The organism is Amycolatopsis sp. NPDC054798, assembly GCF_053611505.1.
Genome location: NZ_JBSHAM010000092.1, coordinates 16,274 through 31,329, shown reverse-complemented (window position 1 = coordinate 31,329; position 15,056 = coordinate 16,274). Strand labels below are relative to the sequence as shown.

Genomic DNA, 15,056 nt, shown 5'->3' with positions numbered 1-15,056 from the left:
CCCGCCGCCCCGCCCTCGTATCCGGCTCTCCGGCCGATCGCGAGGCGACGGCCATGACGTCCACCGTTTCCCCGCGGCACGCCGACGGCCCGGCCGCCCGGTTCGCCGCCTCCCACGCCAACGAGCTGCGCGAGCGCGACGAACACCGCGACCGCGCCGCCCGCGCGGTCGCCCGGATGGCCCGGGACCGGCAGGACAAGATGTTCCTGCTGTCGGTCCTCGGACTGGAACCCGCGGCCGAGACCGGCGCCCTGGACCTGGAGTCCGCGCTCGCCGAATACACCCGCCAGGTCGCTGAGCGGATCGGCGTCCCCGCCGAGGCAGTGACCTTCGAGGTGACCGACACCGCGACCGCGTACCTCGGTCTCACCGCCCGCACGGTCGATCTCCCCCAGCGGGATTTGATGCTCGTGTGGGACGAACGGCTCGGCTGGTCCATCGCGATCGAACCGCGCGGCGACGACCAGCCGCCGGTGATCTGCCACCTCGGCCGCCAGATCGCCCCTCCCCCGGAGACCGTCGCGCAGTTCGTCGCCGACGTCCTGCGCGGGCGCCGGCGCGGACAGCTCAGCCCGGTGCCGCCGCGGCTCGACCGGGCGGAACTGGCCGCGCACATGACCGGAATCCCGGCCTGATCACCCCGTCGCGGGCGGCGATACCGCGCGCTCGCCGCGGGTCGCGCTCTGTGCCCGGGCGGTTTCGGCTGCTCGGGCAGCACCGCTCCGCCGCCTGGCTGCGTCAGCGCTGACGCAGCCAGCCGCGAACATCGGACCCGGCGGTCCGCAGCCGCTCACGGGCTTGCGCGGACCGGTGTGAAAGCTCGACCGCACCTCAGGATCAGCAGCCTGCCGGGCGAACTGCCCGGACGCACCGTCCGCCGGTGCTCGCACATCGGCACGCGGCTCCCGCGCCGCGTGCCGAGCCGGTCGAGTGCGGCGAGTCAGCCCTTGCTGTTCAGGTCGGTTTCGCCGCGCAGGGATTCGTTGAGGCGCTGCGCTTCGTGGAGCTGGTCCTCGAGAGTGACGATGCGGCAGGCGGCCTCGACGGCGGTGCCCTCGTCCACCAGTTCCCGCACGCGGGCGGCCAGGCGCAGCTGGTACCGCGAATAACGGCGATGGCCGCCGGCCGAGCGCTGCGGCTCGATCAGGCCGGCCTCGTCGAGACTGCGCAGAAAGCCTTGGGTGGCGCCGAGCATGTCGGCGGCCCGGCCCATCGTGTAGGCCGGGTAGTGCTCGTCGTCGAACTTGTCGGCCCCGCCAGGCGTGGCCGGTCCTCCTTGGTCAGGAATCATTCCACCTCCGCATCACAAAGGACCCCGGGCGCCATCGCGGCACCCGGGGTCCTCAAGGGTTGGGTTTCACCATTGTCAGCCGGCGTGACCGCCGGTTTCCTGCACCCGCGTCCGGCACCTCGCCGGATCCCGCGGGGATCGCTCATGCGTAACCGAGCACCACCTCCGAACTCGATGGGACTGCGGCACCCGCGCGGCGCCGTACTGCCGCTGCGGGCGATCCAATGATGCTCCCGATCCCTTCTCTCCTGTGTTTTCCACTTACTGGGTACTGCTGTTTCCGATACTGCGGTTTTCGGTACTGCCACTTCACTTGCCGCGAACGCCACCGCCGGGGAACCCTTCGTCCTGATCGGTCCCAGCACGCTGACGCCGCTGGTCACTGACCGGAGCCCTGTTCACTGATCGGCTCCGGCCACCTGACCGGTCCTGCCACTGCACTTGCACAACAACACTGCACTTGCACAACAACCGACCGCCGCGGACGCACCTGCTCCGCCCGCGCCGGGCACTGCCGCCCCGGGGCCGGCACTGCCTGGCCGAACCTCGTCACCACCCGGCCCCGGGGCACTGCTCCCGACCATCAGCCGGAACCTGGTCTTGCTCGGCTCCGCTTGCCTGGCCGTCCTGTCTCACCTCGCGGGCAGTTACGTTCTCTCCCGCGCCTGCTTGACCTTGTCTTTCTCCGTACAAGCAGAAGACTACCCACACCTGGCGTCGAATGTCTACTCCGGCGGGCATAGATTTTCGTCGTGGCGGACGATAGAAGCGGAAGTGCCAGGTCGGAAGCAGCTTTCACAGAGAACGAACCACGCGTCTGGCGATCTCCGCGTCCAGCGGGCTCATGTCCCCGGCCACGGGTTCCGACGGCGGCCACCAGCGGAAGGCGAGCGCTTCGGCGTTCACCGTCAGCAGCGGCACGGCCTTGAGCCGAACTTGATAGACAGCAAGGAGTTCCCGGCGGCTCGGCTTCGCGAGATCGAACTCGGCCACGGCGGCGAAAGTCAGGCCCACGGCGTGAATCCCGGTCTCCTCGCGCAACTCCCGCACCGCCGTCTTCCGCGCAGTCTCCCCCGGCTCTCGCTTTCCTCCGGGAAGCTCCCACTGCTTCCGCCAGCTGTCGAACATCATCAGCACCGCCGTTTCGTGGACGGTGACCACCAACGACGCGGGCACGTTCACGTGCGCCAACTCCGCCTCCGCGGCCGCGTGAAAGCCGACCAGCGCGTTGCCGGCGGAATCGCGAATCGGAAGTGCCGCCATCGCCCCGTCCCGGTTCAGGGCCGGGTCAGGACGATGCGTTTGCTGCTGTCGGCCGGTCGCGCCCAGGCGCGTTCGACGTCGGACAGCGGGATCGGGTCGGCCTCCACGGCGAAGGTGCCGCGGGCGATCTCGGCGAGGATCGCCGGGACCTCGGCTGCCATCTCCGGACCGGTCAGCGAGCCCTGCCCGCTGCCGATCACTTCGAGCCGCGACGACCGGAGCGCCCCGGCGGGCAGCGCTGCCCGGGCACCGGCCATCTCGCCGAGGTTGATCCAGGTCAGCGGACGCTCCGGGGCGGAGCGGGCGGAGACCAGGGCATCCATCGTCACGGCGGCCGGTTCGCCCCAGAGGAAGTCGAGGACCACGTCGACGTCCGCGGGCAGCGGGTCGCCGATCAGGGCGGTCGCGGTGGCGCCGCGGATCGCGGAAAGACGTTCCGGGTCGCGGCCGACCGCGGTCACTCGCGCGGCGCCGGACAGCCGGGCCACTTCCACGGCCATCCGCCCGGTGCCGCCGGTCGCGCCGAGGACCAGGAAGTTCTGTCCTGGCCGCAGGGCGATCCGCCGTTTCACCGCGAGCCAGGACGCGATCACGCAGTTCAGCGTCGCCGCTGCGGTCACCGGGTCGGCCCCGTCGGGGAGGACGAAACTGCGGCGCGTGTCGATGACCGCTTGGTCCGCCATCGAGCCGTGCCGGCCGTCGAAGGACGCGAAGAACCAGAGCTTCCCGTCCGGGCCGCGGCCCACTCCGTCGAAGCCCGGCACGAGGGGCAGCTCGCCGGGGGAACTCGTGTAGTGCGAACCGTCCGCCTGCATGCGGACGCGCGGATGGAGCCCGGCGGCCACGACGTCGACCACGATCTCGTGCTCCTCGGTCGCCCGCGGCGCGGGCCAGTCCAGGTAGCGCGGCAGGGCGCCGTAGGCCGTGACCACTGCAGCCTTCATCTCCGGAATCCTTTCGGGGGTCGAACCGATCGCTGTCATGGCCGAAAACCTAAGCGAGCGCAGCCGTACGGCCTATGCTTGAAAAGCCTGATTTTGTTCGCGATCGTCCGGAGGGCCGATGGATCCGCTGAGCGAGGTGCTGTCGCTGCTCAAGCCGCGAAGCCTCAGCACCGCCGAAGTCGACGCGGGCGGAGCGTGGGCGATCAAGCTCGACGACCTGGCCGGGCAGATCAAGTGCTACGCGGTCGTCAAGGGCTCGTGCTGGCTGACGATCGAGGGCGACGGCGAGCCCCTGCGGCTCCCCGAAGGTTCCTGCTTCGTCATGCCGACCGGGCGCGACGCCGTCATCGGCAGCGGACTGGACGTCGAACCGGCGCTGGCCTCGGAGCTGCTCGGCCCGGCTCGCAGCGGCAGGGTCGTCACGTACCAGGGCGGCGGCGACGCGTACGTGGTCGGCACCCGGTTCGAGTTCGCCAGCCCGAACGCCCCGGCGCTGCTGGGGTCCATGCCGCCCGTGATGCCGGTGGAGACGTCCGGCGACCGCGCCCGGCTGCGGGGATCGATCGAACTCATGATGGAGGAACTCCGCGAGGCACGCCCCGGCTCGGACCTGATGGCGCAGCAGCTGGCCCACATGATGCTGGTCCAGGCGCTCCGGCTCTACCTGTCCACGCGTTCCCGCGACGACATCGGCTGGTTCGCCGCGCTGGCCGACCCTCAGCTGAGCACGGCGCTGGAAGCCATGCACGCCGACCCCGGCCATCCGTGGACCGTGCAGAAACTCGCCGCGCTGACCGGCATGTCCCGCACGACGTTCGCCGAGCGTTTCCGCGCCCGCGCCGGCGAAACCCCGATCGCGTACCTGACTCGCTGGCGCATGATCCTGGCCAGCGAGAAGCTTCGCGCCGGCACGGACACGGCCGGCCGGATCGCCCGCTCCCTGGGTTACGAATCCGAACACGCCTTCAGCACGGCCTTCAAACGCGAAATGGGGATCCCGCCCGGCCGCTACGCCCGCGGCTCGTCCCGCAAACCTTGACCGGACGCCTCGGGGCGGTCAGTCGTCCAGAAGACGATCGTCCTGGTGCGAGCCGTAGAACCGGGATTGCCGGGACATGATTTCGCGCATCGAAGCGCCTCGCGGAACGCCGTACACGGTGCCCGGAAAATCCATGCCGCGCTGGACTTCCCACAGTTCGTCGTGCCGGTCCGGGGAAAACAGCTCCGCCGGGTTCCCCGCCGCGATCCAGCCGATCGGGAGCACCGCGCCGGGTTCCAGGCGGGAATTGACGTGCAGCACGCTGTTGATCCGCAGCTCAGCCCCAGCCCCGGCGACCGAGCCAGGGAAAAGCGACGCCCCGGTCGCGACGAACACCTCGTCCTCGACGACGGCTCCGTTGACGTGAGCGTGCGGTCCGATCAGGACCGCGTCCCCCAGCGTCGCGGGGTGCGCGGCCCGGCCGCGCACCAGCGCGTGTTCCATGATCACGACGTCCGAGCCGGTGCGGATCTCCCCGTCTTCCGCGCTGAGCACCGCGCCGTGCAGGACCCGGGCCCGCTCGCCGAGGACGACTGCGCCGCACAGCACCGCGGACGGTGCGACGTAAGCAGATTCGGGTACTACGGGTGTTCGCCCTCGGTGTTCGATCAGCATCGCCGCACGCTAGCCCGGCCATGCGAAGTCACGCATCCGAAAAACGCTCTTCCAGGCCCGGCAGCACCTTGTCGAGGGTGATCGGCAGGTCTCGCACGCGGACGCCGGTCGCGTGGCGGACCGCATTGGCGACGGCCGCCGCGGTGCCGACGATGCCGATTTCGCCGATTCCCTTGCTGCCCATGGGGTTGAGGTGCGGGTCGTGCTCGTCGAGCCAGTCCGCGCGCAGGTCTTCGACGTCGGCGTTGGTCGCGATGTGGTACTCGGCGAAGTCGTGGTTGACCACGTGCCCGAACCGCGGGTCGAGGACGCTGTTTTCGTGCAACGCCATCGACAGGCCCATGATCATGCCGCCGAGCAGCTGCGATCGCGCGGTCACCGGGTTGACGATCCGCCCGGCGGCGAACGTTCCGTGCAGCCGCGAAACCCTGACTTCGCCGGTGTCGGCATCGACCCGCACCTCGGCGAACTGCGCCCCGAACGCGTACATGGCGTACTGCTTGTCGGCCGGGTTTTCCGGGGTGTCAGCTTGTGCCTCGTCGCCTTCACCGGGGCGGGAGCCGTATTTTTCCCGGAACGCCTGCGCGGCCGCGACCACGGCTGAGCCCCACGACGCGGTTCCGGTCGAACCGCCGGCCACGGTGGCGGCGGGGAAGGCGGTGTCGCCGATCCGGACGTCGACGGAGCCGACGGGCACGTCCAGCGCGTCCGCCGCGATCTGCGGCAGGATCGTCCACGCGCCCGTCCCCAGGTCTGCCGCGCCGATTTCGACGGCGTAGCGGCCGTTCTCGAACCGGATCGCCGCGCTCGACCCGCGCATCCGCTTGGCCGGGTACACCGACGCCGCGACGCCGCTGCCGACCAGCCACGGCCCGTCGCGGCGGACGCCCGGCCGCGGATCGCGCTCGTCCCAGCCGAAGCGTTCGGCCCCGGTGCGCAGGCATTCGACCAGGTTCCGGCTGGAGAACGGGAGGCCGGTCTCCGGGTCGCGCTCCGGTTCGTTGCGGACGCGCAGTTCGACCGGGTCGACGCCGAGCGCCTCGGCGAGTTCGTCCATCGCCACTTCCGGGCCGAACATGCCAGGGCACTCCCCCGGCGCGCGCATCCACGACGGCACCGGAACGTCCAGGCTGGCGAGCCGGTGGCTGGTCGCCCGGTTCCGCGCGGCGTACATCATCCGCGCGGGAGCCGCGGTCTGTTCGGCGAACTCCTTGATCCGCGAGGTCTGCTCGACGACGTCCACCCCGATCGCCTCCAGCCGCCCGTCCCGGTCGGCGCCGAGGCGCACCCGCTGGATCGTGGGCGTGCGGTACCCGGCCAGGCTGAACATCTGCTGCCGGGTCAGCGCGAGCTTCACCGGACGGCCGGGCACGGTGCGGGCGGCCAGCGCGGCGAGCACGACGTTGGCGTGCGGCATGCCTTTCGAGCCGAAGCCGCCGCCGAGGTAGGGGCAGATCACCCGGACCCGTTCGGCGGGCAGGTCGAACAGCTTCGCCATGGTGGAGCGCACCGGATGCACGCCCTGGGTGGAATCCCAGAGGGTCAGCACGCCTTCGTCCCACAAGGCCGTCGTCGTATGCGGCTCAAGCGGGTTGTTGTGGTACATCGACGTGGTGTAGGTCTGCTCCACTGCCACGTCGGCAGCGCTGAGCGCCGCTTCGACGTCGCCCTCGGCCGTGTCGGTCGGGAAACTCGGATTGACCTTTTCCGGTTTGTACAGGCCAGGATCGTCCGCCGTGAGCCGGGCGTCGAAGGGTTCCGTCTCGTACTGCACGTCGACGAGTTCCGCCGCGTGCCGCGCGATCTCCGCGGTCTCCGCCAGGACGAGCCCGATCACCCTGCCGCGAAAAGGTATTTCGCAGTCCTGCAGCACCGCCAGCTCCGCGTCGTCGGTGTTGGCGAGACGTTCGGCAGTGAACGGAGTGAGGAAACCTTGGACGCCTTCGAGCGCCTCGGCTTCGGCGGTGCTTATCGAAAGACAGCGACCGCGAGTGATGGACGCCTGCACCGGATGGCAGTACAACGGCGCCTCGGCCGGGACTTCGTAGGCGTACGGCGCGGTTCCGGTGACCTTCGCCGGGCCGTCCCGGCGGGTGAACCCGCGTCCGATCGCTCGCGGTTCCAGCAGTCCGGTCATCGGCCGCCCTCCTCCGCGGTCAGGTCGCGCAGCACCGCGGTCAGGGTGCGCGCGGCGAGCGGGATCTTGAACGCATTCCCGCCGTCGAGGCCGTCCAAGGCCGTGGCGTCCGCGAGTTCGGCTTCGGCGGCCGTGCGGAAGACGTCGCAGCCGGGCCGGGCGCCGCGAAGGACTTGTTCGGCACGCCGGGCGCGCCAGGGTTTGTGCGCAACTCCGCCGAACGCCAGCCGGACGTCCTCGATCACTCCGTCCGCAATGGACAGTCCAGCCGCGACGGAGACGAGCGCGAAGGCATAGGAGGCCCGGTCGCGCACTTTGCGGTAAGCCGAACGGCGCGACCAGGAGACGGCGGGCAGCGTGAGGTCCGTGATCAGTTCTCCGTGCTCGAGCACGGTGTCGCGCTCCGGGTGCTCGCCAGGAAGCCGGTGCAATTCCGTGAACGGCAGCTCCCGTTCCCCCGACGGGCCGAGCACGCGGACCCGCGCGTCGAGCATCGCCATGGCCACCGCCATGTCCGAGGGATGCGTCGCGACGCACTGCTCGGACGCGCCGAGGATCGCGTGATGGCGCGTGTAGCCGCCGATGGCCGAGCAGCCGGAACCCGGCGAACGCTTGTTGCACGGGGTCGTGACGTCCTGGAAGTAGACACACCGGGTGCGCTGCAACGGGTTTCCGCCGACAGTGGCCATGTTCCGCAGCTGCGGCGAGGCTCCGGACAGGAGCGCTTCGGCCAGCACCGGATACCGCTCCCGGACCCGCCGGTCGGCCGCGAGGTCGCTGTTGCGGACACCAGCGCCGATGACCAGCCCGCCGTCGCCGTCGTCGCGGATCTCGGCTGACATCAAGCCGGTCACGTCGACGAGGCGATCCGGCTGCGCCACCCCGAGTTTCAAGTGGTCGACGAGATTGGTGCCGCCGGCGAGGAACATCGCGGACGGTTCCGCCGCGACGGCCCGCACCGCCTCGGCTGTCGTCGCCGGTTTGCCGTAGGCGAACGGCTTCATCGCTGTTCTCCTGCCTCGCGGACCGCCGCGACGATGCCGAGGTACGCGCCGCAGCGGCAGAGGTTTCCGCTCATCCGCTCGGCGATTTCCTCGTCAGTCCACTGTGGATCGCCAGCGACCGGCGTCGTGACGTGGCTGGGCTCGCCGTCGCCGAACTCGGCCAGCAACCCGGCTGCCGAACAGATCTGGCCCGGAGTGCAGTACCCGCACTGGAAAGCGTCGTGCTCCAGGAAAGACTGCTGCAGGGAGTGCAGCTCGCCGTCCCCGGCCAGACCGGCCGCCGTCGTCACCTCGGCACCGTCGCAGGATATCGCGAGCATCAGGCAGGACAGCACTCGCCGGCCGTCGAGCAGGACGGTGCAGGCTCCGCACTGGCCGTGGTCGCAGCCTTTTTTGGCGCTGTAGTCCCCGAGCTGATCTCGCAGCAGGTCCAGCAAGGTGCGGCGCGGATCAGCGGTCAGCCGGTGCTCCGTCCCGTCGACGCGCAACGCGATCGTCCGGACCGCACCGGCGGTTTCCGTCTCGCCTGGTCGCATTCGGACGCCATACCCGCTCGTCCCGGCCCCAAACCTCCGCTGCCGCTTTCGGGTGTCGACGGCAGATTGTCGGCGTGGAGAACGAACGTCGGCACCCGTGCGCCCAGTCGTGGGCGGAGACGACGCCGGAAAACGAGGGCTTCGAGGAAGTCCTCCGGCACTTTTTAGGGGCCCGAGAACCAGCGACCGGTGTTAAAGTGAATGAATAGTTCATTCAGGTGAGTCGCGCCGAGCGGACCGGACGGCACGGCAGCGGGAGAACATCCTGCGAGCGGGCCGCTCCGCCTTCGCCGCACTGGGCGCACGGGCGACGATGGCGGACATCGCCGCCGCGGCGCGGGTGAGCCAGGGACTGGCGTACCGCTATTTCCCGTCCAAGGACGAGCTCTACCGGCAGATCGCCGAGCAGGCCGTGCGGGCGGGAATTGAGGAACTCGCAGCGGTCCGGGAGGCCCCGGTCAGCGCGGGCGAGCGCTTGTTCCTGCTGGTGACCAGGATGATCGAGATGCGGCGGTCGGATCCGCAGACCTTCCAGCTGCTGGACCACGTGCTGCGCGGAGCCGACGACAGCCTGCGGGCGTCGGCCCAGGCGCGCCGCGCCGACTTCGCCGGCCTGCTGCGCGCGCTGATCGTCGAGGGCCAGCGCGACGGGGAGGTCGCCCCGGGAAACCCCGACCAGCTGGCCGCCGCGGTCGCCGCCATGCTGGAGGGACTGGCGAGGCTCGCGGCGGACGGCCAGCGGGATGCGTTCCCGGACGCCGAGATCGTGCTGCGGATGCTGCGGCCGTCCACCGCCGTCAGCGCGCGGGCGGGGAGCGCGACGTGATGGCAACGTTCGGAGTCGTCTGGGGCCAGGTCTACGGCATGGAGCACCGGCTGGTGTCGCACCGGGCCGAGGTGTTCCTGCCCCAGGCCCGAGCGCTCGGCGCGCAGCTGACCCGGCTGTTCCTGTACTGGGGGCAGCTGGAGCCCGCGCGGGGCGAGTACCGCTGGGACGCCCTCGACGCCTACGCCGGCCAGCTCGAACCGGGCGACGAGGCGTGGGTGATGCTGGCGAGCAGTTCGCCGTGGGCCACCCGCACTCCCAGCGAAATCATCCCCTCCTCCCTCGCGCTCGACCCGGACGGCTACTACCGCTTCGTGCGCGCCGCGGTCGAACGCTGCCGGGGCCGGATCCGTTACTGGCAAATGGAATTCGAGATGAGCGGGCCGTTCTTCTGGGCCGGCACCGCCGCGGAGTACCTCGCCCAGCTGGCCGTCTTCCGCCGCGCGGTCAAGGACGCCGACCCCTCGGCGCAGATCGTGCTGGCCGGTTTCCTCGACGGCGACTACCAGGAATCCGCCGCGCGAACCGGCCAGGACCGGGCCGCGTTCAGCGAAGACCTCCTGCGCGGCGGCGCCGGGTTGTTCGATGTTCTCGATCTGCACCTGTACCACGACGCCCACACGATTCCGGCGACGATCCAGCGGTTCCGGAAGGCCATGCGGACGCACGGCTGCGAACGGCCGATCTTCATCGGCGAGTGCAACGGCCCCGGATTCACCCAGTTCCCCGAGAACGCCGGGGTGATGCCCGAGGTGATGCGGGCGATGCACAGCCTGGTCGCCTCTGTGCAGGCCGCCGACCCCGTCGAACAGGCGCGGCACACCGAGGACGAGCACGCGACGATGCGCGCGCTGTACGACCGGATGGGCGAACTGCCGCCGCAGACCCAGATGTTCATGGAAGGCTGTCCGGCCGACCTCGAGCGCAAACGCCACCGCATCAACTGCCGTGAGATTGTCATGCGCGCCGTGCTTGCACTGGCCGGCGGCGTCGAGCGGGTGTGCTGCTTCAATCTCGCACCCGACCTGGCCGGCAAGCCCGACCACGTCCTGAATCTCATGTTCGGCAAGTACAAGCTGATGGGTTACGCGGAGGGCGCGCTGACCAAGCGGTATCCCTCCGCGGACGCTTTCCGGCTCATGTCAGCCTTCCTGGCCGGGGTGCGGGAAGTGCGCCGTCGCGACGTCCCCGGCCATCCCGAGGCACGCCTGTTCGACGTGGACCGCGACCACCGCCCGCCGCTGGTCATCGCATGGGAGCGGCGAGACGCCTTCACCGGAGAAGACGCACCGCCCACCCCGATCACCTGGCCGTGGCCACACGGGGAAGCGCACGCCGTCGATGTGTTCGGTGCCGCCGTTCCCACCGCCGTCGTCGACGGAACCTTGCGCCTTCCCCTGTCGACCACGCCGGTCTACCTCGAACCCGGCCCGGAGTCCTGAACCCGCGAACCCGTCGCGATGTTGATCATCCATGTGATGCCGAACCGGTCCACGAGCGAGCCGCCCTCGTCACCCCACATCTGCTTCTTCAAGGGCAACGTAACGGTGCCGCTCGCGGACAGTTTCTCGAAGTAACTCCGAAGTTTGGCGTCGTCGCCCCCGAGGAAGAGCGCGACGTTGTTGCCCGGGTGGTAAGGCACTCGCTCCGGGACGTCCCACGCCATCACCGTGAGGCCGTCGGAAGTGTTGAGCACCGAGTGCATGATCTTGCCCGCGTCGCCGCCGGGCGCTTCCGGCGAGCCGAAATCGCCGTACGTGCCCAGTTCCAGCTCACCGCCGAGAACTTCCTGGTAGAACTCCATCGCCTGCCGCGCGTTGCCGTCGAAGGCGAGGCAAGGGTTGAGCCGGGATCCCATTCGATGCTCCTTGACGTCCGAGGACTGCTGCGCCAAGCCTGTCAGCGAATCACGACATCCTGTGTCGTGATTCCCGGCCGGATTCCGGCATACCTCCACAGTGGACAGGACGCACCCCTATCGCACCCCCTGGACGCCAGGAACGAGCAGTGCCCTGTCGATTACCAACGGTAACGTCGGCGGCATGAAATTAGGACTCAACATCGGTTATTGGGGCGCCGGCAACGACTCGGCGAACCTCGACCTGGCCCAGGAGGCCGACCAGCTCGGGTTTTCCGTGGTCTGGGTGGCCGAGGCCTGCGGTTCGGACGCCGCGACGGTGCTGGGCTGGCTCGCCGCCCGCACCGAAAGCATCGATCTCGGCAGCGCCGTCCTGCAGATCCCGGCCCGCCGCCCGACGATGACCGCGATGACGGCGGTGACCCTGGACAACCTCTCCGACGGCAGATTCCGGCTCGGGCTCGGCGTCTCCGGCCCGCAGGTGTCCGAAGGCTGGTACGGCGTCCCCTTCGGGAAACCCGTGCAGCGCACCCGCGAATACGTCGACATCATCGGCAAAGCGCTGCGCTACGAACGGGTCCGCCACGACGGCGCGCATTTCCAGCTCCCCCTGCCCGGCGGCCCCGGCAAAGCCCTGCCGCTGGCCGTGCCGCCCGCGCGCGAGCACATCCCGCTCTACCTCGCCTCCCTCGGCCCGAAAAACCTCGAGCTCACCGGCGAAATCGCCGACGGCTGGCTGGGCCTGTTCTTCTCCCCCGAACACGGCGGCGAATCCCTCGACCGGATCCGCGCGGGCCGCGCGAAAATCGGCGCCACCCTCGACGGTTTCGACGTGGTGACCACGGTCCCGCTCGCCGTCGGCGACGACTGGCGCTCGGCGGCCGACCACGCCCGCCCCTACGTCGCGGGATTCGTCGGCGGAGCGGGCAGCCGCGACAAGAACTTCTACCGCGACCTCGTCGCCCGGATGGGATACGAGGCCGCCGCGGACGAGATCCGCGACCGGTATCTGACCATGGACTACGACGGCGCGATGGCGGCGATACCGACGGAATTCCTCGACGCGACCTCGCTTCTGGGCCCGAAGGAACGGATCGCCGACCGGATGCGCGCCCTCGCCGAAGCCGGGGTCACCACGCTCGCGCTCTCGTCCACGCATCCGGACCCGGAAGCCGCCAAGGCCGCCTTGCGGGTCGCGGCGGAAGCCCTCGACGCGTCCGGGGTCGGCGACTGATTCCCGCGCACGGTCATTCCACAGTGGACACAACTTCGGGCACGCCAGCGTCAAACGCCCTTCAGCACCCGATCAAGCGCCGCCCGGCCCGCAGGTCCCCAGTGCGGCTTGCCGCCGGGCAGACCGCGCTCCCCGTTCTGTCCCATGAGGATCAGGAAGAGGCTCTTCAACGCGGCCAGCCCGCGGGCACGCCGGACCGCCGCCTCGTCCGCCCGCGCGTACCTCTCGAAAAACCGTCCGGCCAGCCCCTCGGGCAGCAACACCCAAGCGGCGGCGAGATCCCACGCCGGATCGCCAGCGAAAAGGTCGCCGAAATCCACGACGCCCGAGAGCGTTCCGTCCGAGACGACGACGTTCGCGGGATGAAGATCGCCGTGCACCCACACCGGCGGCCCCTCCCAGGCGCGAGCCGCGACGGCGTCGTCCCACACGGCCCGGACGTCGGCGGCGAGGTCGTCCAGGGCGACAGCCTGGAGGAATTTCTCGAAGCCGTCCGTGCAATCTTTGGGATGAGCACCGCGGTCCGCGGCGATCGGAGCCTCGGCGGGCGCCTCCACGTGGAGTGCCCGGAGGAAATCCGCCAGGGTGTCGGCCGCGTGGGTGCCGCGGTGGATCGTGCTGTGGTCCAAGGGTTCGCCGGGGACCCACGTCATCACGGTCCAGTGCTTGGGAAAACGCTCGGACGGCTCGCCGAACCGCACCGGGGCCGGCACAGGCAGCGGCAGGCGTTCGGCCAGAACGGGCAGCCACCGCCGCTCCTTGAGCTGGAGGTCCGGGGTCGGGTCCATGCGCTGCATGCGCACGGCCAGCTCGTCCCCCAGCCGCCACATCTGGTTGCCCCAGCCGCCCGGCACCTCGCGGATCTCCAGCCCGGCGAGATCGGGATGCTGTTCCCGCAGCAAGGCGCGAACCAGGTCCGCGGTGATCACGATCTCGGTGCCGGTCATGCGAAAGCACAGTACCGAGGCGGCGGCCGGAACCACGTTCCCGGGCCGCAACGGGCAATCGCGTGGCAGCTCAAGGGAGATCTCCGCACGATCCGGGCAGCGGCGGCATTCGTCCAGGCCGCGCAGGAACCGCCTGCCGCTCGCCCGGGACCGTTCCTGCCCGGCCTGCTCAAGATTATCTCGCCCCTAGACTTGACACAATCTGTACTCCGCGCTATAGAAATTGGCAGAGGCGATAGCTGACCTGGGTGCCGAGACGACGTAGCCGGGGGGTGATCGACGATGCCGGACACCATCAGCCGCCGGGACGCGACTGCCCGCGAATTCGCCGAGCTGGTCTGCGCCGATCCGGCCTGGCTGCGCGCCGAGTTCGAGGCGATCATGGCCGCCAGCTTCAGCGAGGCGCCGGTCCTCCCGCCCCCGCGCGGAGAAGGCCCGCGAAGCGCGGAACGCGCCCCTGCCACGCGGCGAACAGCGAAAACCTTGTACCGAGCCTGGCCGCCGGAGCACCGGGAGCGTTCCCCTCCGGAACAGAGCAGGAGAACACGGAAGAAGTGATATCGCTGGGGAGGTGATAGATCGGCGCGGTTCCCGGCGGGCTGGTCTGCCATTGCGCGCGGCCGGAAAGACTCTCGCAGCCCCGGCATCGCGTCTCGCGGCGCATTCCCTGCGGCCGCCTCGCCGGACGCGGGCACTGTGCCCGCCAGCGCCGGCTTGCGCACAGCTCATCACGATTGCTTTTCACCCGAACTGGTTCCGGCCCCGCCGCCACCCGGCGACGGGGCCGGAGGTCCGCGACAACCAGAAGTCCGGCAGCCCCTAGAAATACCGAACGAGCCGTCAGCTGAAGTGGAGAACAGGCGACCGCCCGCCCGAGCCGGCGGGCGCGAGGGAAGGAGAAAGGGAGGCGCATGGTCATGTTGATGCGAACTGACCCGTTCCGGGAGCTCGATCGGCTGACCCAGCAGTTCTTCGGCGGCAACGGCACCGCGACGCGTCCGGCGGTGATGCCGATGGACGCCTACCGGTCCGGCAACGACTACGTGGTGCAGTTCGACCTGCCCGGCGTCGCGCCGGAGTCGATCGACCTGGACGTCGAGCGCAACGTGCTGACCGTGAAGGCCGAACGCAGGCCCGAGTACGGCGAGGACGCGGAGGTCCAGGTCTCCGAGCGGCCGCGCGGGGTGTTCTCCCGGCAGCTGTTCCTCGGCGACACCCTGGACGCGGACCGCATCAAGGCCGATTACGACGCGGGCGTGCTCACCCTGCGGGTGCCGATCGCCGAGCAGGCCAAGCCCCGCAAGATCGCCATCGGCGGCAGCGGCGAAGCCAAGCAGATCGACGCCTGACGGCCCCGGAGAC

At 70.1% G+C, this 15,056-nt stretch carries 16 protein-coding genes; 7 read left to right on the top strand and 9 right to left on the bottom strand.

The annotated features are described in order from the left end of the window. Positions 1-635: DUF6292 family protein (locus tag ACWGIC_RS36750; protein WP_452080543.1), on the top strand; the 635-nt coding region annotated here is incomplete at its 5' end. 305 nt (positions 636-940) lie between these two features. On the opposite strand, the gene ACWGIC_RS36745 is transcribed toward ACWGIC_RS36750, so the two are convergent. The 3 genes from ACWGIC_RS36745 to ACWGIC_RS36735 form a co-directional block, all read right to left on the bottom strand. Beyond that, on the bottom strand, positions 941-1,291 hold the full coding sequence (locus tag ACWGIC_RS36745) for a MerR family transcriptional regulator (protein ID WP_452080542.1): 351 nt from the start codon (positions 1,289-1,291) through the stop codon (positions 941-943). 795 nt (positions 1,292-2,086) lie between these two features. Next, positions 2,087-2,554, bottom strand: a complete 468-nt coding sequence (locus tag ACWGIC_RS36740) for an NUDIX hydrolase (RefSeq protein ID WP_452080541.1) — start codon at positions 2,552-2,554, stop codon at positions 2,087-2,089. 14 nt (positions 2,555-2,568) lie between these two features. After that, complete coding sequence (locus tag ACWGIC_RS36735; protein WP_452080540.1) at positions 2,569-3,498, bottom strand: zinc-binding alcohol dehydrogenase family protein; 930 nt, start codon at positions 3,496-3,498, stop codon at positions 2,569-2,571. Between the two features lie 118 nt (positions 3,499-3,616). On the opposite strand from ACWGIC_RS36735, the gene ACWGIC_RS36730 reads away from it, so the two are divergent. Then, on the top strand, positions 3,617-4,537 hold the full coding sequence (locus ACWGIC_RS36730; protein WP_452080539.1) for an AraC family transcriptional regulator: 921 nt from the start codon (positions 3,617-3,619) through the stop codon (positions 4,535-4,537). 18 nt (positions 4,538-4,555) lie between these two features. Here ACWGIC_RS36730 and ACWGIC_RS36725 read toward each other — a convergent pair whose 3' ends face one another. The 4 genes from ACWGIC_RS36725 to ACWGIC_RS36710 are packed head-to-tail and all read right to left on the bottom strand — an operon-like array spanning position 4,556 to position 8,829. Next, complete coding sequence (locus tag ACWGIC_RS36725) at positions 4,556-5,152, bottom strand: gamma carbonic anhydrase family protein (RefSeq protein ID WP_452080538.1); 597 nt, start codon at positions 5,150-5,152, stop codon at positions 4,556-4,558. A 28-nt stretch (positions 5,153-5,180) separates the two neighbouring features. After that, the gene (locus ACWGIC_RS36720) at positions 5,181-7,289 is read right to left on the bottom strand and encodes a xanthine dehydrogenase family protein molybdopterin-binding subunit (RefSeq protein WP_452080537.1); all 2,109 of its coding nucleotides are present in this window, start codon (positions 7,287-7,289) and stop codon (positions 5,181-5,183) included. After that, the gene (locus tag ACWGIC_RS36715) at positions 7,286-8,293 is read right to left on the bottom strand and encodes an FAD binding domain-containing protein (RefSeq protein ID WP_452080536.1); all 1,008 of its coding nucleotides are present in this window, start codon (positions 8,291-8,293) and stop codon (positions 7,286-7,288) included. Before ACWGIC_RS36715 ends, ACWGIC_RS36720 begins: the two co-directional genes overlap by 4 nt. Continuing rightward, entirely contained in the window at positions 8,290-8,829 is a 540-nt protein-coding gene (locus ACWGIC_RS36710; RefSeq protein ID WP_452080535.1) for a (2Fe-2S)-binding protein, read from the bottom strand. Before ACWGIC_RS36710 ends, ACWGIC_RS36715 begins: the two co-directional genes overlap by 4 nt. Positions 8,830-9,034: 205 nt before the next feature. Here ACWGIC_RS36710 and ACWGIC_RS36705 point away from each other — a divergent pair, with 205 nt between their 5' ends. Then, positions 9,035-9,655 (top strand): TetR/AcrR family transcriptional regulator, encoded by a 621-nt coding sequence (locus tag ACWGIC_RS36705; RefSeq protein WP_452080545.1) that lies wholly within the window; start codon positions 9,035-9,037, stop codon positions 9,653-9,655. Continuing rightward, positions 9,655-11,097 (top strand): hypothetical protein, encoded by a 1,443-nt coding sequence (locus ACWGIC_RS36700; protein WP_452080534.1) that lies wholly within the window; start codon positions 9,655-9,657, stop codon positions 11,095-11,097. The genes ACWGIC_RS36705 and ACWGIC_RS36700 overlap by 1 nt, the downstream gene beginning before the upstream one ends. On the opposite strand, the gene ACWGIC_RS36695 is transcribed toward ACWGIC_RS36700, so the two are convergent. Continuing rightward, positions 11,070-11,513: a VOC family protein gene (locus ACWGIC_RS36695; protein WP_452080533.1), complete on the bottom strand. Its 444-nt coding sequence runs from the start codon at positions 11,511-11,513 to the stop codon at positions 11,070-11,072. The two genes, ACWGIC_RS36700 and ACWGIC_RS36695, sit on opposite strands and share 28 nt — an antisense overlap. Positions 11,514-11,697: 184 nt before the next feature. Between ACWGIC_RS36695 and ACWGIC_RS36690 the strand changes: the two genes are divergently transcribed. Beyond that, complete coding sequence (locus ACWGIC_RS36690; protein WP_452080532.1) at positions 11,698-12,747, top strand: LLM class F420-dependent oxidoreductase; 1,050 nt, start codon at positions 11,698-11,700, stop codon at positions 12,745-12,747. A gap of 50 nt (positions 12,748-12,797) precedes the next feature. On the opposite strand, the gene ACWGIC_RS36685 is transcribed toward ACWGIC_RS36690, so the two are convergent. After that, the gene (locus ACWGIC_RS36685) at positions 12,798-13,694 is read right to left on the bottom strand and encodes an aminoglycoside phosphotransferase family protein (RefSeq protein WP_452080531.1); all 897 of its coding nucleotides are present in this window, start codon (positions 13,692-13,694) and stop codon (positions 12,798-12,800) included. A gap of 282 nt (positions 13,695-13,976) precedes the next feature. Here ACWGIC_RS36685 and ACWGIC_RS36680 point away from each other — a divergent pair, with 282 nt between their 5' ends. Both ACWGIC_RS36680 and ACWGIC_RS36675 read left to right on the top strand, forming a co-directional pair. Further along, the gene (locus tag ACWGIC_RS36680; RefSeq protein ID WP_452080530.1) at positions 13,977-14,252 is read left to right on the top strand and encodes a hypothetical protein; all 276 of its coding nucleotides are present in this window, start codon (positions 13,977-13,979) and stop codon (positions 14,250-14,252) included. Between the two features lie 359 nt (positions 14,253-14,611). Beyond that, positions 14,612-15,043: an Hsp20/alpha crystallin family protein gene (locus ACWGIC_RS36675; RefSeq protein ID WP_452080529.1), complete on the top strand. Its 432-nt coding sequence runs from the start codon at positions 14,612-14,614 to the stop codon at positions 15,041-15,043. Positions 15,044-15,056 lie beyond the last annotated feature (13 nt).